The organism is Dyadobacter sp. HNCC25DJ187, from assembly GCF_056895255.1.
On sequence record NZ_JBXHAT010000001.1, the window covers coordinates 856,116 to 874,410 of the forward strand.

The 18,295-nt window shown below is 43.7% G+C and carries 10 protein-coding genes; all 10 read right to left on the reverse strand.

Going from position 1 to position 18,295, the window contains the following annotated elements:
• Positions 1 to 3: 3 nt before the first annotated feature.
• Positions 4 to 1,185 (reverse strand): PP2C family protein-serine/threonine phosphatase, encoded by a 1,182-nt coding sequence (locus AC1XUE_RS03440; protein WP_483354530.1) that lies wholly within the window; start codon positions 1,183 to 1,185, stop codon positions 4 to 6.
• A 33-nt stretch (positions 1,186 to 1,218) separates the two neighbouring features.
• Positions 1,219 to 2,121, reverse strand: a complete 903-nt coding sequence (locus tag AC1XUE_RS03445; RefSeq protein ID WP_483354531.1) for a sensor histidine kinase — start codon at positions 2,119 to 2,121, stop codon at positions 1,219 to 1,221.
• 29 nt (positions 2,122 to 2,150) lie between these two features.
• Positions 2,151 to 5,906: a sensor histidine kinase gene (locus tag AC1XUE_RS03450; protein ID WP_483354532.1), complete on the reverse strand. Its 3,756-nt coding sequence runs from the start codon at positions 5,904 to 5,906 to the stop codon at positions 2,151 to 2,153.
• Between the two features lie 31 nt (positions 5,907 to 5,937).
• Positions 5,938 to 8,778 carry a HEAT repeat domain-containing protein gene (locus tag AC1XUE_RS03455; RefSeq protein WP_483354533.1) on the reverse strand — a complete coding sequence of 947 codons (2,841 nt, stop codon included), beginning with the start codon at positions 8,776 to 8,778 and terminating at the stop codon, positions 5,938 to 5,940.
• A gap of 1 nt (position 8,779) precedes the next feature.
• Complete coding sequence (locus AC1XUE_RS03460; RefSeq protein ID WP_483354534.1) at positions 8,780 to 9,379, reverse strand: GNAT family N-acetyltransferase; 600 nt, start codon at positions 9,377 to 9,379, stop codon at positions 8,780 to 8,782.
• Positions 9,376 to 12,048 (reverse strand): TonB-dependent receptor plug domain-containing protein, encoded by a 2,673-nt coding sequence (locus AC1XUE_RS03465; RefSeq protein ID WP_483354535.1) that lies wholly within the window; start codon positions 12,046 to 12,048, stop codon positions 9,376 to 9,378. The genes AC1XUE_RS03460 and AC1XUE_RS03465 overlap by 4 nt, the downstream gene beginning before the upstream one ends.
• On the reverse strand, positions 12,045 to 15,221 hold the full coding sequence (locus tag AC1XUE_RS03470; protein ID WP_483354536.1) for a WD40 repeat domain-containing protein: 3,177 nt from the start codon (positions 15,219 to 15,221) through the stop codon (positions 12,045 to 12,047). Before AC1XUE_RS03470 ends, AC1XUE_RS03465 begins: the two co-directional genes overlap by 4 nt.
• A gap of 110 nt (positions 15,222 to 15,331) precedes the next feature.
• Complete coding sequence (locus AC1XUE_RS03475; protein WP_483354537.1) at positions 15,332 to 15,757, reverse strand: ATP-binding protein; 426 nt, start codon at positions 15,755 to 15,757, stop codon at positions 15,332 to 15,334.
• A 12-nt stretch (positions 15,758 to 15,769) separates the two neighbouring features.
• The gene (locus tag AC1XUE_RS03480) at positions 15,770 to 16,090 is read right to left on the reverse strand and encodes an anti-sigma factor antagonist (RefSeq protein ID WP_483354538.1); all 321 of its coding nucleotides are present in this window, start codon (positions 16,088 to 16,090) and stop codon (positions 15,770 to 15,772) included.
• A gap of 83 nt (positions 16,091 to 16,173) precedes the next feature.
• Positions 16,174 to 18,294 carry a glycogen debranching protein GlgX gene (gene glgX / locus AC1XUE_RS03485; protein ID WP_483354539.1) on the reverse strand — a complete coding sequence of 707 codons (2,121 nt, stop codon included), beginning with the start codon at positions 18,292 to 18,294 and terminating at the stop codon, positions 16,174 to 16,176.
• Between the last annotated feature and the right edge of the window lies 1 nt (position 18,295).

Below are 18,295 nucleotides of genomic sequence, written 5' to 3' on the forward strand. Positions count from 1 at the left end.
ATTTCAGCTCCCTAAGTAACGCATGGAAAGCATAGTAATATCATCAAATTGCGTTGCCGGTCCGATAAATTGAATGAGGCTATCTAGGGTGGCTTCGTTCATTTCTTTCGCACTCACACAGTTTGAACCTTCTCCTGTAGTAAAAAAATCCTGCAGTGTATGAAGACCGTACCTTTCGCCCGGGAGGTTGTTGGCGTCAGTCACCCCATCCGTATAAAGCACCACTTTATCTCCTGGGTTCAGCTTTATTGTTTTTGAAGTAAACTCGAATTCAGGATCGAAGCACAATGCCATTCCACCTTCCTTTTTGAACAACTCAGTGTCTCCATTTGCACGGATAATAACCGGCGGCTCATGTCCCGCATCCACATACTCCAGCTCACCCGTCCTTACATTCAACAGACACACAAAGGCAGTAACGAACATGAATGAGGAATTGTCCTCGCTCAGAAATTCATTGACGATCTTTACTTTCTGAGTCAATGAATCTCCATTGCGATTAGAAAACTGACTTTTGAATATCGCTTTTGTAATAGCCATAAAAAGTGCAGCCGGTACGCCTTTATCAGATACATCACCGATCATAAAAAAAAGATGGTCAGGATCCTTCATGAAGTAATCGTACAAGTCGCCTCCTACCACTTTGGCGGGCTGAAGAAAAGCATGAAGATCAACACCGGCCTTTCCAATATTAGAAGGGACTGTTTTGGGCAGCATTGACATTTGAATTTCTTTAGCCACACTTAAATCATTTTGTATGGCGATCAGTTGCTCCCTACCCTTTTCCAGATCCGCGAGCATCTCAATGTGCTCCACAGTTTTAGAGATTGTGATTTCGAGATCTTCAAAATTCACCGGCTTGGTCACAAAATCAAACGCCCCGCGATTCATCGCTGTACGGATGTTGTCCATGTCTCCATAGGCCGATACCATAATCGATTTTAAAAGCGGGTTCTGCTTTTCATTCACTTTAGACAAAAACGTCAAGCCATCCATTCCGGGCATATTGATATCCGAAAGTATAAGCGTGATGTCTCCTGCTTCTTCCAGTCTTTCCAGCGCCTCTATTCCATTGTTAGCGAAAATAAATTCATATTTTTTATCTCTGATCTGCTTTCTGAACAACTGGAGAATCAGCATCTCCATGTCCTGCTCATCGTCCACACTTAAAATTCTGATTGCCATTAGTGAAGTTTTTTAATTGAGTATGATATTGGGTTATAAGATCGGAATCAAAATTTTGAATTCCGTAATTTCTCCAAGCGTGGAGGTAACTTCTATTTTGCCCTTTTGCGTCTCTACAATAGTGCTGTACGTAAGTGCCAGTCCGAGGCCCGTTCCTTTGCCGGGTGGCTTGGTAGTAAAAAATGGTTGAAAAAGGCGCGATACAATCTCAGGGGGAATACCTATTCCGTTGTCCGTAATTCGTATCTCGACCTCATTCCCGATTTTCGATGATGATACACTGAGCACCGGATCATATTCCGCCAGTTGCTGCTTTCGCTTTTCATTGATAGCATAACAGGCATTGTTCACCAGATTGAGGATCACTCTGCCGAATTCCCCGCGCGAAATTTTAATTTCCCCGATCTCTGAATCAAACTTAAAATTCAGGGAAACATTAAATTCTTTATCCTCTCCACGCAGGCTCTGATAAGCCAGTTTTGTATACTCTTCCAGTAATTGATTCAAATCTGTAGGTTCTAAAAAAGGGCCATCGGACCTTGTCTGAGCCAGCATTCCCTGAATGATTCTCTCGATCCTTTTTCCATTTTCATTAATTTTAAGCAGATTTTTGGATAGGGTTTCGAGCAGATCTTTCTGATCAGCCAGATCATCCTCCGACTTTTCTAAGTCCGTTTTCTCCATAATTTCAAGAATCTCCCCCACCAGCCCCTGAGATAATCTTGAAAAATTATTGACAAAACTGACCGGATTTTTTATCTCATGTAAAATCCCTGCACTCAGCTGGCCAATATCAGCCAGCTTATTCAATTCAAATATCTTCTGCCGGTACGCTTCTATTTCCTGATTCAGATCCAGGATATTGTTACGCTCCGCATCATCGGCACCGCGGGAATCTGCTTGACTGCTGGTTTCTGCCCCCATGTAACTGGTCATTTAATTTGTGTAATTGATCATTCGGGTGGTTAGCCGACTATAGGAAGGAAAATATTAATTTGTGTAAACTCGCCCTCCTTCGAGTCTATCGACATTCGCCCCTTATGAAATTCTATGATATCCTTACTCATATACAAACCCAGCCCGGTTCCTTTTGACGTTGGTTTTGTTGTGAAAAAGGGATTAAAAAGCTGCTCCGTCTCTTTCACAGGAATCCCTCTGCCATTATCCCGGACCACTATTCTGACTCCAAAATCACAAAGTCCGGAGCTCACCTTTACTTCAGGTTCAAAGTCTTTGACCAGCCGTGCTTTTTCGATCAATGTATAACATGCATTGCTGATCAGGTTGATTAATACCTGTGAAAACTCGTGTGGAAGTAGACTCACTTTTACCGGCTCACTATTCAGTTCCAGAGTAAGCTTTACGGAGAATCCTTTATACTCATTCATCACCTCCTGAACAGCCGATTTTGCTTTGGTTTCAAGAAAAGGATTTAACTCAGTAATAAGGAATTCCGTTGATTTCCCCTTCAACAATTTTTGCATATCCTTTACGATACGTGTTGTGCTGTTACCGTGCTCATATATCTTGTCCAGATTCTTCCTGAGCATGTCCAATCCACTGTCCAGATCATCCCGGTCATCTTCTGAAAACGTCTCCTGATGTTTGTCGGTAACTTCGGCGATTTCCTTCAGTATTATACCTGAAGACATCGAGAAATTATTAATGTAATTCAAAGGATTTAATATCCTGTCCACGATTCCCTTCGTAAGCTGACCAACAGACGCAAGCCGCTCCTGGCGTATAAGTTCCTCCTGAGTTGATTTCAGATTACTAAGGGTATTTTCGAGATTTTCAAGAATATCCGTTTTTATGTACGCACCTATCAAATGTTCTTTCAGATTTTTAACCATTTGAAAATCTCTTTCATGAAAGGCATTCTCGTAGTCCATATTCTCAAGAGTTATGAAACTTTTTACGCTCCCTTCCACCCTTATCAGAATTGTAATCAGCGATTTAGGCGCATAAATATCATCAATAGAACTGTTTAGATTTTCGTACCTGAAATTGTTCTTTAGATATATATCTTCAAATACCTCTACGCCGTTGTCGATATACCTTTGTGCCGCCTGGGCGTAGGTAAGCCGCACATCTTCTACCGAGGCCAGATCGACCGTTCCTGCCATAGCCAGAAACTGATAAGAATCCGATGAACGGTTATGTATAAGTGCACAGGCACTGTCCACATTCTGAAAAAGACACAGCCGTTCCAAAACCATTTGAAATAACCTGCCTGTATTGACTTCTCCGTTAATAGACTTTACCAAGTCATCGATCCTTTCAAGCTGATCATTGGTCATCGACAATTCCTCAGACTGTTTTTCGAGTTCCTCCTTTTGATCGACCACTTCCTCCGTTCTTTCCCTGATCAGATTTTCCAACCCCTGCTTTTCCCGGATTACCGCGCGCAAACGCCACCGTACTGTGTAATAGATCATGATCGCAAATACACCCGCATAAATTGCAACCATCCACCACGTGAGAAACCAAGGCGTTCTGATCGTAACCGGCACAACGGCTTCCTTCGAAATATTGCCGTATATATCCCGGCCACGTACTCTGAAAGTGTATTTCCCCGGCGCTAAACCTGTATATTCTTTGTGTGTAAGCTCGCTCCATTCAGACCAGTTCTTGTCAAAATTTTCGAGATAGATCTGGTATTCTACCTCCTGGTTTACATGGTAACTGGGCAGTGCATACTCAATTGCAATGTTGTTCTTGTCATAATCAAGCACAATACCCGGCCATCGTTTGCCATTCGAAGAATCCGTAAAGGCCAGACCATCATATGCCAGTTTCCCGGCAGAGGTTGAAAGCTCTCGGATCAGCGTTGCGTACTGGTGCGTGTAATTACGTTTCACTTTCAGATCAATCCTGTAGAGTCCCTGGTCACCGCCGGCCCAAAGCACCTGATCCGGATCAGGATACAATACCTGAAAAGAAATTCCTGAAACAGGCATAAATGGCTGCTGAATTTTCGTAAATGAGAGACCTTCAGCAGTATTCTTTTTAAAAAAAGTGATTTCCCGTTTGTCCCCTCTCGTTGCCCAAATATTTTGTCCGGCATCCCCAATCAATTGATCGTACCAGGAATTGGCTACGTCATCTTTCCTATTTAATATATTATAGGGTTCGAAGGAGTCGCGGTCTGGTTTGTATGTAAAAATGCCGTCTTTATTGGCTACCAGCAGTTTACCGTTATAGGCCGCGATCTTATTGTAAAGCGGGCTTTTTAAGCCTTCTTTCGCTGTATACCTTTTAATGTTTCCACTCTGTCTGTCCCACCTCAGTATTCCGCTCGATAAAGTTTCCAACCAGAACTGATCCCCTTCTTCCCGGATTCCCACCACCTGGTCATCAATACCCTTTATTTTTGAAACGGCCCAGCCACGACCTGTTCTGGTAAGCTCCTCCAGACCATTCTGTAAGCCGACATATGCTTTATCTGGATATAACTTTGAAACGGCCACAGCCAGTGAAAAATCACTCGAAATCTGCTGACTGCCTCTACCGGGCTGCCAGCTTACAATTCCGCGACTAGTAGCGATGAGCAGTGCATTATCAGTTTCTTCAAATGCCAGAACACTTCCTTTAAAATTATCAATTTGCTTAACCCTATTGTTTTCAATATAGTAAAGTCCATAAAGTGTCCCCACGTATAATTTTCCCTGAAAGCGTGTAACTGATGTAACTTCTCCCTTCAAACCATTCATGGCGTCATAGCGTGAGATCGGGGCCGGAACGTTCATCTTACCAATTCCGTCATTAAGTGCCAGCCAAAGATACCCATCACGGTCGGTGAACAGAAAGCTCACCTGACTATCCTGTATGACACCTCCTGACAACAGTGGATATAGTATATCACCCTCTTTCGAAATTACCAGCAAACCACCGGTTAGCATACTTACAGCAATACTGCCATCGACAAGCCGGATCGCATAAGTCGCTTTATTAGCGATCAGTTGTCGGTTTGCATCGCCACCCAGTACTTCCAGTCTCCCATCAACCAGCTTAAAAATTCCCTGATTGGTAGTTAATACCAATGCTCCCGCATCATTGAGAGGAATGACGGACACAGCGTCTAGCAATACGGGCACATCCTGTGCTTTGCCTATAGGGGTAAATGTTGAACCACTCACGGAAATCATGCCATGATCACGACTGTATACAAGTATCTTATCAGCCAGTTTGAATGCTGCAGATGTATGAAAACCGTTCTTCTGAACCCTTACCTTTTTCCCGTCCCAGATATACCACGCGTCAGACGAAATGAAGTAAATACCATCCTTCATTTCAACAATTTGTGAAATAGCACCTATCTTCTGTTTGACAGGACGTGATAAACTAAAAAACCTGTGCACGCCCAGTGAGTCGTATCCCAGGTATCCGAACTCTCCATTTGCGCCCACCAGCACCCTGCCTTTCTGATCAGTGAGAAGAGAAGAAACCCGGCTGATATTCTCGGTCAGAATCGTGCGCCAGTTCACTCCATCGTATTCCAGCACACCCGCGAAGTTGGCCAGATATATGACCCCTGATCTATCTTGTGTAATCGAAAAATTCTGGCCATGTGCATTGTAATCTGCAGGAACATAAACCTTTGACAAGGGATGCCCCATTTCACGATCTTTCGAAAGCATAGGTTGAGCCGTAGCAGCCGGACCAAACAGGCTCGCATAGTACACAATCACCGTCAGCGCAATCAGTTTTTTTAATTCCATTTTAAAAATATGATGTCAAAATGCTATGTCGTCAGGCAGTAATGGCCAGACTGTTTTCCATTACAATTGAAAAATCTTTTAGTATATAAGTCTCCACGATGTAAAATTCAGAATCATCAAAAACATTAGGAATCATGACAATACCATTCTTCTCTCCCTCTGTGATATCCCATATTTCACCTTTTTCTACCTGATGTTTGGAAAATACCAGGCTGCCTTTTGTAACAATCAGCGCTACCTCCCTTTCTCTGGTAAATTGACGAAGATCAGTGATGCCACCATCTTCCACATTAAAGTAATTTGAATTGAGAAAGATTCTCTGTAAATCTTCGTGGGAGAGCTCGGTGAGTTGATCAAGACTGTGAAGCCTTTGCAGTTTGCTGATCAGCAGCTCCTGCTCACCGGAAAGAAGGTCTAGCGATTCCATGATTGATTTATGGACAAAGTCATTCCGCTCATTGACTATTCTCAACAGTGCAAAGAAACGCTTAGGATTCACGATCCTGAGAATGTAGGACGCAGCTTCAGACATGACCCTGGATGTCGAAATCACATTGGATACCAATACTGCTGTAACACTGGACGAATCGTAGTGTTTCAGTTCAAGCAGAGCTATAGATTTGGTCCATCTCGATATCCTTGTATAATCCTTGTTAATGATATCCTTCAGACGATCTTCCGGACTTAATTTATCCTGAGGAAAAATCAGCTGGTAACGGCCTAGCATTTCTTCAGGAGTCGTACATTCAAGAAAAGGCAATAGCTTATTTTTCACCGTTTCGGGAAGTAACAGATCGGCTATTTCAATCAGATAATCCCTTACATCTTCCTGCTGATCGCTGTTAATTAAACTAATCACATTAAATTTAGTCCCATACAGCATCTCAAGGGCAATAAATGCCTTATGTATGATTTGTTCCTTTTCTCGTTCCATTGAAATCATGAGCTGACTGTCCTCTGTGTAGTGGTGATGCAGGTCGGTCTGTACCGCCAGGGCCCACGCATATGTACTCACGTAATCGTCAAATTCCTGTAGCAAGATATGCTGTTCTGTTACAGTCGGATGGTAGCCCATATCCCTGAGCGAGATCATCACCTTTTCCTTGATCAAACGATTGGGGTTGGACAGGTTTTTTCGTAGAAACCGGATACTCTCAGTTCCTGCGATACATTTTACAATTTCAAGAAGCTTAATCTGAAACAGCTTATTTTCGGAACGGCTGGCGAATATTTTTTCTATCTGTTTTAAAAGTGGATTTCCCGACTTCACAAGAGCTTGAGACGAAAGTGTATAAAACCGGTCCTGATCAAGCTGTTCAAAGAGATATGGCCATAGCTCAGGCCGTTTTAAATCGCCGGAAGCTATAATGGCCGCGGCCCGTACATGTGGATCTTTATCCTGCAAAAGTGGGATCAGGTATTTGTAAGACATAAAACGCTTTGACTGCCCTAGACCGGAAGCTGCCAGATGGCGGTCAGATGCATGCGCAGATGATATAAGTATCTGCAGCTGCTCATAGGCAGGTTCCTCAACCGCAGATTCTCTTTCTACAACTTTTAATACCGACTTTACAGGAAGAGTAAATACCCTGTCACGTACAATCTGTTTGTAAACTCCCTGCCCCTTCACAGCAGCGAAAATCCAATATATGGTCACCACCAGAAAAATCGCAGAAAGAGCAAGATCATCAATAATTGAAAGACTGCGAAGTACAAGTAAGCCCAGCCCGGCAATAAGTCCTCCCACCGATTTTGCTCTTCCTTCAATTCTGGCTTGAACTTTCAACCTGAAGGCAGAAGGAATTGGCTGATAGAGCATCTGATAAACCGGATCGCTGATCGCTTTTCGTACTGCACTCAAAAAGAAGCGGGCAAGCACAATACATGCAAAAAAAATAGCTGAAGTGCCACTGCTCAAACCATACGCAACCGCAAGTATGAAACTAAATCCCAGACTTACCGGTAGCATGATGATACCGATACGCATGCCATATTTGGACAGCAATCTGTTGTATACAAATGTTTTAATAAAAAATTCGACGATAGAGCAAATTCCGAAAAATAGGGCAAGAAAACTGGCGAGTGATTCCTTATTCGGGAAAATGATTCTTGACTCTGTAAAGAAAATATACTCTACATAAAACAACCCGAATACCGGCAGAAGCGCGAGCACGAATATGTTTCGATAATAGGCTCTATTAATCTCTACCTCTTGGTTTTGCGTAGATAATTCCGATTCCTTTCTCTGTGTTGTGATGGAGACCTCTACCCGGTAACGGCGATGGATTTGATGGATCAAAACTCCACAGAACACAAGCAATATCACCACTACAAATAATAATGAATCAGGATTAACAAATTTAATAATGATCGGCATTGACAAATAGGCAATCACCGATGAGATTACTTCGCCGGTATTGATCAGTCCGGAAAGACGCTTGGACTGCTGCATATTGAAAAGCTTGGCAACTACAGCCCAGAACGTAACGCCATTTACCAGTACAAAAAACCGGTTCCAGATAAAAAGCGCGAAAAACACCCATCTGTTTCCAGTAAAGTGATAAAATAGCAGGAGACCGAGAATAGAGATAATAAGGAAGAACAAAGCCTGTTCTCCAAGTTTTTCGGAAGAAATTTTCTTTTGAAGCATTGTAATAAGTACACCAGTGCCATACACCAGTACACCGCCGGCGATATAGGCTTCCGGAAGTACAGAACCTGTAAATTTGACAAGAAATGACGAAACGACTATAGTATAGAACACAGCCATAGCTCCTCCCATAAAAAAGGAGTAGCCGATCAGCAGAAAAACCAGATTCTGTTCTCCCTGCTTAATCTTCAAAGCCTGTAATATCCTGTCATTTTGCCACATACTAATATTCAGCGATCTTTTTAATCATGTAAAAAATCTCCCGTCCCGGTATCTGAAAAGGCGACACGATCTGCTCGATCATGGTAAAACCAAGCTTCTTCAATGACGGAACCCTACCTTCCAGCGGTTGTGCGGTGATCATTTTAGCACCATTTTCTCTTGCAAAATTAACTCTGGTCTCATCCAGCAACCTGGCTAATCCGTTCCCACGACTTTCCGGATCCACCACAAGTCTGTTAATAGAAGCGATAGGTAATCCCCCATACAAATCGAATAAGCTTTCGTACTCCGAATTGGTGTATGGAATGCTTTGATACGAATAATGAAAACTCATCCGGGCGGACGCTACTATATGCCCCTGGTGAATCACTATCCAGTGGTGTGAATCTTTATCAAGATCATCCACCCATTTTTCCTGAGAAAAAAATTCGGTATTGATTCCGCGTTCATTTTTCCAGGAGCTGATTCTGAGTGTTCCAATTTCATCCATGTGCTCAGGATAGCTAACCTTGATCAACGCAAACTCTTTTTCACTAACATTAGTTGGTGGGATCATACTTTCATATATTGAAGGAGCAGTATCGTACAATGAGTCCATCATTTGCCTGACTTAAGATTAGTATCGATTAATAGCGCTACCGTGAGGGTTCTTCTTTCCTGGGGAAAACGAGATGCATTGGAAACTCCTTCGGCAGCCCTTGTCCCCGGTACAAAATATTCGTTATTTAAAATATTTGAAGCCTGCAATTGGAGACTCATACCTTTTATAAGGTTGTTATAGGTCAAAGCAGAATTCAGCACATAAATGGCTGGAAACTTTCTGGCTGGATTACTGCTTCCTGATGTACCCAATCCTGTTTTTCTGGCACTGACATAGTTGTTTGTTATACTCAGGCTCAGGTTTTTACTGAGCGTCATCACGCCGCCAACATTCATCATCCAGTCTGCAATGTCACTTACACGTATTTTGTTGCCCGCTTCCTTACTGAGATCCATCGGACTTGTATAGGTAAAATTGCTCCATAGACCGAGCATCTTGTTATCATATCGAGCCTCTGCCTGGAGCCCGTTTATTCGCTGCTTACCCAATGCCTGAAACTGTGTTGTTGTTGCGCCACTGGGCGTGGTAGCCTGAGCCAGTCCGACCGTGTTGCTGTAATTAGCATGATATCCCACCATATTAACCGAAAAACCTTTTCCTACTTTGACTAACACACTGAATTCCAGATTTTTCACTCGCTCCGGTCGTAGTGTCGGATTGTTCAGCAGTCGACCTGCATTAGTAGCATATTTCTGAAGGTAAGAGGCGTCTTTGAACGCTTCCGCATATATCCCTTTAAAAACGATATTTTTCCTGTAGTAAATAACTGCCAGACGGGGATTAAAAACAGCTCCATACCCCCCGCTACTGCGGATTTTGTTATAATCCAGACGGCCTCCGGCAACTATTTTCAGCCTTTCGGCAATGCTGTAGCTAGCCTGAGAGAATATACCAAAATCGAAAACTCTGAAATTATCGCCTCCTGCAAGCGTAGAATCAATACGACCGGTTTCATCCGGGGTTTCTGCAAAAGAGGTAATGTAATTTCCCTGAATATTACTGTTTCGTAACTCCAGGCCGCTGTTTACATCCAGATTGGGAATCGGCGTCCACAGAAGTCTGGTTTCATTGCGAAGCTGGGTTGAAACTCTGTAATAATATGGAATTGAGTAGGTTGGAGCCTTTTCATTCAACAAATCAATGAGCCGAAGTCCGTTATTGTAATAACCGGCATAACCTGCCAGGTTAGTTTCGCCCTTTAACTCATGCAAACGATAAGAAGTAAGGTTGATAAATTGAAGATTCTCGCTGATAAACTTATTGTAATTCAGCGACAAAGCACGGTTTAATGTCACCCACCTTGAAAGATCTTTGGTAACAATTCTGGATTTATTGGTATACCAGGGAGCGGCGCCTTCGTCCAGTTTCCAGTTTAACAGAGATATCGTAAAGTCTTTCAGTTCAATCTTCGTTCTGAACAGCCAGTTCCGGCTCACATCATTGTATTGCACCGGATTTCCTTTGATGTCAGTATTAAACAAATAAGTGTTATCAAGTTGGGCAGCTTTCGCGCGCCCGGCTTCAGTAAGCGCGATTTCCGACGCACGACCATCTTCAGCCAGTTTAACTGCATACAAACTGCTGTTTGGAAATCGGGTGGCAAGCTGGTTTGCATCCAAATATTGCTGAGCCAAATACTGCCCGTTTGCCGATTTCCCTGTTATATTCTGAGCTGTTTTGAGGTAGTCACTTGCCTGTCTTGCATCATAATTCCATTCCGGATAAATGGAAAGATCAAGCTCATTGGAACGAAAGTACCGTCCTGTTACAGTCACTGCAATATCTTTGGTTCTGGCCGTAACGTTGCCATCAACCAGTCCCGTATGCAGAGATGCATAACGGACGCTTCCGTTTCCGGAAATATCCCATTTTTTACCTTCCGGCATCGCCTTGTCCATGTGCTTAACGGTCACTATATTGATGACCCCTACGAAGGCATTGGCACCATACATGGTCGAAGCCGGTCCATAAATTACCTCCACCCTTTCAATGTCTGACAAAGAGTATTGTCTTGAAAACTGGATATTATCCGATGAAAGATCATTCTCCTCGACCCCATCTACCAGCAGAATGGTACGGTCATTCCCGGTTGAACGATAACCTCTTTGATATACAACAACATAGCCAGGACCGTTGCCACGGATCACATCAAAACCGGGCAGATCACCCAGCATTTGAGTAAGATCCCGGTATCCTCTTTTAACGATATCATCTTTGGTCAATACCGTTACCGTTGCCGGGACCTGTTGTAGATTTTCTGCTTTTTTAGATACGGAAGTGATTTGAATGATACGCTCCTGAAGATCCTTCTGCTGAATAACGAGTTCTTTAAACTGTGCTGATGCCGAAAATTCAGGTTCGTAGTTCTGATTGGCTATAAGCAGACTCCTCACAGCCGCCGCTGCCTGCGGGAGCGAGTCAAGTGCGAGGTAACTCATTGCAACGATCTTATAACCCTGCACCTGTGCATTTGCGGAAAAACGTGTTTTCAGACAAGGATTCAGTATCTCAAATACCTCATCGAAATTGCCATTCCTGTATTTCCTGTCCGCCTCCGGAATAATCACGGAAGCATCACAGTCAGTTTGCGCCCAGGTTCCCGCCGAAGAGATCAGCAAAATCAGGCAAACAAAAAATACCGCTCTTTTTATTATGGTATAGTTTTTCATCTTACACTGCGTGATAATTTTTCATACGGGATGTCCTTTCCGATGTATTTATCCCACTCTTCTTCTGTTAAATCCCTTGCTACTTTTTTGGCGACTTCGTTGAAAAGGGAAGCCGAATTAATATCCCAAATTCTTACCGTTTTATCTGCTCCTGATGCAAGCAGCTTTTTCCCGTCATTGGTAAAGCGCAGGTCCATTACCCATGAATTAAAATCACTGAGGACAACGGGTTGCTGTTTGGAAAGGTCTTCGTCCACATTCCAGATCTTGATCTTTGAATCAAAACTTGCTGTGGCTATGCGACTGCCGTCAGGACTAAAAGCAATTCTGGTTATCCCTGAAGTGTGAGTACCCTGAATTCCGGATAATGTACTGATTAACGGTTCGCCGGATCTCATTTTGGCAGCGTACAGTGTTCCGTAAGAACTTCCTAAAAACAGTTGAGATCCATCGGGTGTGAAGGCCATTGTAGCAATGCGACCGCGTACGCTGCCAAAATCGTAAGTGACAGGCTTTTTCGAAATGTCAGCGACTTCGATGCGGATCAATTGCTCTTTACCAGTTGCACAAAAAAGATATTTCCCATCCGGACTGACTTCCACGCAAGACAAATCCACATCCAGATTTACATTTTTGAGTACCTCCAGTTTTTTATTTGATATATCCCACAGTCTGATCTGTCCGGTAGAACTGGTTGATACAAGCACTGGCTTACCCTCCAGGTTACGAGTCAACAGATTAATAACCATTCCATCATGCGCAATAAGGGTTTTTGTGGGTAAGCTACCAGGAATCAGATTGTCCCATCTCACAATCTGCCCGTTCGAAGTTCCAACAAACACTGCCTTATTATCCTGCGTAAAAAGTATGGAACGAATACTCTTGAAGGTTTGCTTCGGGTTTTTTAAAGAGACTGGCCTGCTTGCTGATGTTGTGTTATTCCAAAGGTTAAGAACACCGTCGTCGCCTGCACTGGCGAAGAAAGAACTTCCAGGCTTCACGGGCTCAGCTACCACCCTTACGATATCGTTATGCCCCTGAAGTGTGGCATTCGCTCCTGCAGCTTTCGAAAGTGCAACATACACTTCGGGATTGTCTCTTTCACCCCCATTTCTGATATTGAAATCATATGCTCGCAGGGCTAGCAGAGCCGATAGCTCATCACCGGCGGGCATTTGATTAGACTGGATGGCTATGAAACGGGCAATGGCTTTTGAGCGCTGGCGTAATGCATCATTCCTTGAATTCTCGGCATCCTTCTGCGCCTTTTGCGCATTCACCTTTTGTCTTTCTGATTCTTTCTGAGCTGTTACGGCAAACTCCTTCTGTACTTCGGTTTCTTTCTGCGATTGCACAGCAATTCTGCGAGCATTGTCAGCTTCTTTTTTTTGCTCTTCCGCCAATCTTTTGGCTGCTTTCGCAGCAATACTCTCATTTACAGATTTTTGCTGTTCCCGAACAGCTATGGCTTTTTGCTCTTCAGTTAAGATTTTCTGCTGTTCTGCAATGATTCCCTGCTGTTCTGCAATCTTCTTCTGAGCTATGGCTTCCTTGGTCTGATCCTCAGCGCGTTTACGTTCGGTCAATGCCAGACTTTCTTTATCCAAAGCAGTTTTTTCGCTTTGCTCAGCCTGTGTTCTCAGCACCATAGCCACGATCAGAAATAGCAGAGAAACTAATGAACTCACTCCAAGAACCGTAGCGAATGTGCGTGCTTTACGAAGTTCCCTGCGCTGGCGGTCTTCTTTATGCTGAACCTCCTGCTCGTACTGTTTTTTGCTGTAGTCTAGAAAGTTTATGGCTCTTTCAAAAAACGGATCATAACGTTGCGCCCACTCAATGGTTGGTTCACTTTCCTTCCACCATTTCAGCCCCACCTGGAGCTCCGGATTAACCCATAGTCCAGTCCGGCCGTCCTGATACAAGAGAGCTGAATAGCTCAACTGCTTGTATAATTTGGCAGATTCCAGTTCCTCCTCTATCCATATTCTTGATCTGTCCCAGAGTGTCAGTACCTTTTCAACGGCAACGTCAATAATAGAATCTGAATCGATCTTGATACCCGGTCTTGGTGTGAGAAAGGATACTCCGTTTTCACGAAAAACAAGTACCACATCCACCAGAAGATAGTCAGGAACACCGGAAATTTTCTCAATCTCCCGAAGAGATGTGGGATGCAGCGACGAGGTGTCGCTAGGTCCGAGAACGATGAGTGTTTTGAATAACTTCTCAGCCGCTACACGTCTCTTTTCATCCAGCCTTTGCGTAAAAATCTCTTCTGCATGCTGTGTAATAGACTGCTCCATTTCACCAATTGCCTCGTATTCGAGCAGTGAAATAGGAGATATAGCTGTTTTGGTAAGCTTCCAACGATCCCACATCCGCATTAATACATGTTGTAGTATGGGCAGAAAGTCGGGGTTCTCTGATAATTTTTGTAAAAGTGTTGTGACTAGTTCAGGCTCAATAGTTGCTCCATAAGTTTCTATCGGCTTGACGATCACCTGTCGGATCTCTTCCTGATTCATTTTCGGAAGCAGGTAATAACCTCTGTTGATCACCTCTGTGAGCCCCTTGAATTCGGTACAATGATCCAGGTAATCCGAACGCATTGTAATCACCACGTGTATAGGAAGCTCCCGCTGGTTAATCAGTGTAAGGAGCAAATTAATAAATGCCGGACTTTGTAGCTTTTCCTTTCCTGCATGAGTGCTGAATTCAAATCGAAAAATTTCTTCAAACTGGTCAATCACCAGTAGAATTTTCCTCTCCCTGATAACTGAAAGAAGCTGAAAAATAGCCTTTGGATCGGTAAGAAGCCACTGTTCTGTTTTAACAATGTCCCTGTTTTCCCAATCGGGATCTTCTTTGCGAAGATTTACTTTCAAGGCATTCACCAGATTTTTGACCGGATTACTTCCCGGACGAAACACGATCACCTTCCAGTTTTCTTTGACTTGCCATTCATTCTCCAGGGAAGGAATAAGCCCAGCTTTGACCAACGAAGATTTCCCGCTCCCTGAAGAACCGATCAGGGCAAGAAAACGCGCATCCAGAAGTTTATTTTTTAACTCATGAATGTGCGATTCCCTGCCAAAAAATAACGAATGGTCTTCGTACTCGTAGCTCCTTAGCCCCGGAAAAGGATTAGAAAGTGTAGTTATATCGACCATACTAAAATTCAACTCTGTTCATCGGGTTGCTGAACCAATTTCACTGTCCGGAAGACAGTCTGTTTGACGTATTATACTTTTTGATTTATCAGAACTTCGGAAGCCAGCGCTTAGCCATGGGACCTTTTCATAACAAATACGTTTCGGTTTTTACCGTTGAAATATTCGTATGAAAAGCTATGTACGCCTTTGACTGTCAAAAAAATACCCAGTCCTCCGATTTCCCTGTCGTCAAGCGATTTGCTCAGGTCGTCCTCATCAGGCATTTGCTTAGCCAAGGGATCAAAAGCTGCAGCCTCGTCTTCAATAATTACGATCAACTCCCGATCGTTAATTTCGCTGAGCACCCGAAAGTCTGCAATCAGGCCTGCTTTCTCGTATCCGTACAAAATGATGTTGGTAGCAATCTCATCGACTGCTAACTTCAGACCATAAGTCGCTTTTTTAGCAAGCCCCGCTTTTTGTGAAAGCTCACCAACATAGTCTCTTAATTCGTCCAAGGAATCAACCACCCCGGGAAAACTTTTCGATTCCATTTTAAAATCAATTTAAACCGGATATTGATCTACAATTGTAACGCTGTGGTGAAGTCCTGTTTTTTCCAGGGTGTCGACGATCAGCTCCTGAGGTTTTACAATGTAAATGGCCAAATGGGTGCCGATTTTTTGCTTGGAGAAAATTAAAACACGTAACCCTGCGGATGACATGAAATCGAGCTCCTCCATGTCAAGTACCAGTACTTCTATGGGCTGGCCAGCCAGTTTTTCGATCTCTGTCATGAAAACACGGGCCGACAGTGAGTCGAGTTCCCCATGAAGAGTCATTTTGGCTGTTTTTTCTTCTATAACTGTTTCTATTTTGAAAGCCATGATCAATATTTTAAAAGAAGTTTTACAAAATTGTTTTAAAGAAAACCGTGGTCACTTGTCTGCACGGTACCGGCACCGTTATATCATTTTCCGACAAGAATAACCGTAGAACGTCCTCCAACCAGGTATCTTCCCTGATCTTCCAGCAAGGGTTCTTTTCCTATGTCATAAATATCCTGTCCGGATGGCATGTCGGTATTTACTGCAATATGCCAGCGCTGGCCGTTGGGTAGTGAGGGCAGCTCATAATACAGTGCATCCCAATGCGAATTCATCGCTACGTAAACACTATCATCAGTAATCGTACCGCTCTTCGCATGTGCACCATCCAGCATAAATGCCAGGCACCGGCTTGATGCGTCAAAATCAGGACGCCAGGCTTGAGTTCCGTGAAAACTGATATCAGGGTACCCACTGCCTACATAATCACGATGCAGTAAATGGGTCTTACTTCTCAGCACGGGATGACCTCTCCGGAAGCGCAGGATACGCTGTGTGAAGTAATAAATATCTGAATTCTTTTCCAGCAGCGACCAGTCCATCCAGTTCAGTTCGTTATCATGACAGTAGGTATTATTGTTACCATACTTCGTTACGCCGGCTTCATCGCCAGAAAGTATCATAGGCACTCCCTGGCTTACCATCAAAACAGACAGCGCATTTTTGATCTGCTTGTGCCGTAGCTGATTAATGAAAACATCGTCCGTTTCACCTTCCACCCCACAGTTCCAGGAGTGATTGTCATTGCCACCGTCGTTGTTATCCTCGCCATTCGCATCGTTGTGCTTTTCATTGTAGGCGAAAATGTCGTACAACGTAAACCCGTCATGACAGGATATGAAGTTGATACTGGCCGTCGGGCCACGATACTGATACAAGTCGGGCCACCCCTGAATACACTGCGCAATTTCATGGATCATTCCCTCATCCCCTTTCAGGAATTTACGGATCGAATCCCGGTATTTACCATTCCATTCCGCCCAACGTCCGTAAGCAGGAAATGATCCTACCTGATAAAGTCCGCCTGCATCCCAGGCTTCAGCTACCAACTTACATTTGGCAAGGATAGGGTCATGAGCAAGCGATTCCAATAAAGGCGGATTGCTGAGCGGCGCACCGTTCTGATCACGGCCAAGAATGGCAGCGAGGTCAAACCGGAAACCATCAATATGATAATCCGATGCCCAATAACGCAGGCAGTCAAGCACCATGTTCCGCACCACCGGATTATTGCAATTCAGGGTATTACCAGTTCCGGAGAAGTTGAAATAATACCCTTCCGGAGTCAGCATGTAATACGTTTTGTTATCAATTCCACGGAACGAGATAGTATGTCCGCGGTGGTCACCTTCTGCAGTATGGTTAAATACCACGTCGAGCATCACTTCGATACCATTCTTATGCAGCTCCTTTACGAGCGTTTTGAGCTCATCAACCTGCATTCCGAATTTTCCTGTAGCAGCGTAACCCGCTTTGGGAGAGAAGAAATTGACAGTACTGTATCCCCAAAAGTTGACGATTAGTCCACCCGTTACCGGATTTTCTTTGCTGTTTTCCCACTCATCAAACTCATAGATCGGCATAAGCTCGACACAGTTCACGCCCAGGTCTTTCAGATAAGCGATTTTGCTTTTAATAGCTGCAAAGGTTCCCGGATTTTTCACCTCCGATGAAGGATGTTGGGTAAAACCTCTTACATGCATTTCATAAATGACCAAGTCTTCAATAGGTGTTTCAAGGGGATGGTCATTTTCCCAGTCGAAATCTTCAAACACTAGTCGGGAACGATAAGGATATACATTATCCCAGTTGGGTGTGGCCAGCCAGGTATCACGCCCTCCTATTGCCTTGGCATACGGATCGCTGAGAATGATGTTTTTGTCAAACCGACTTCCCTGTTCGGGATTAAATGGTCCGTCCATACGATAACCGTATTCCAGGCGCTCATAGTCCAGATCAAAAACGATCATGGAATACACATTTCCTGTCCTGAATTCTTCCGGAAAACGGATCTCCGCATAAGGAGCATCTTCTCCCCTTTCAAACAAAACCAGTGTACAGTCAATCGCCTCGCTGGAATAGATACTAAAGTTCACTCCATTGGGAACCATAGTAGCACCAAAAGGCAGTACATGTCCTCTCCTGAACTTAATCCCTTCCTGTTCGTGGGTCGGATAATAGTCAATTCTAATGTCTGTCGCCATT

What these genes read in the sequence shown, in the direction of transcription:
- AC1XUE_RS03475 (WP_483354537.1), bottom strand. Translation starts at nt 15,757, where the DNA reads ATGGAATCGAAAAGTTTTCCCGGGGTGGTTGATTCCTTGGACGAATTA.
- AC1XUE_RS03455 (WP_483354533.1), bottom strand. Translation starts at nt 8,778, where the DNA reads ATGTGGCAAAATGACAGGATATTACAGGCTTTGAAGATTAAGCAGGGA.
- glgX (WP_483354539.1), bottom strand. Translation starts at nt 18,294, where the DNA reads ATGGCGACAGACATTAGAATTGACTATTATCCGACCCACGAACAGGAA.
- AC1XUE_RS03480 (WP_483354538.1), bottom strand. Translation starts at nt 16,090, where the DNA reads ATGGCTTTCAAAATAGAAACAGTTATAGAAGAAAAAACAGCCAAAATG.
- AC1XUE_RS03440 (WP_483354530.1), bottom strand. Translation starts at nt 1,185, where the DNA reads ATGGCAATCAGAATTTTAAGTGTGGACGATGAGCAGGACATGGAGATG.
- AC1XUE_RS03465 (WP_483354535.1), bottom strand. Translation starts at nt 12,048, where the DNA reads ATGAAAAACTATACCATAATAAAAAGAGCGGTATTTTTTGTTTGCCTG.
- AC1XUE_RS03460 (WP_483354534.1), bottom strand. Translation starts at nt 9,379, where the DNA reads ATGATGGACTCATTGTACGATACTGCTCCTTCAATATATGAAAGTATG.
- AC1XUE_RS03445 (WP_483354531.1), bottom strand. Translation starts at nt 2,121, where the DNA reads ATGACCAGTTACATGGGGGCAGAAACCAGCAGTCAAGCAGATTCCCGC.
- AC1XUE_RS03450 (WP_483354532.1), bottom strand. Translation starts at nt 5,906, where the DNA reads ATGGAATTAAAAAAACTGATTGCGCTGACGGTGATTGTGTACTATGCG.
- AC1XUE_RS03470 (WP_483354536.1), bottom strand. Translation starts at nt 15,221, where the DNA reads ATGGTCGATATAACTACACTTTCTAATCCTTTTCCGGGGCTAAGGAGC.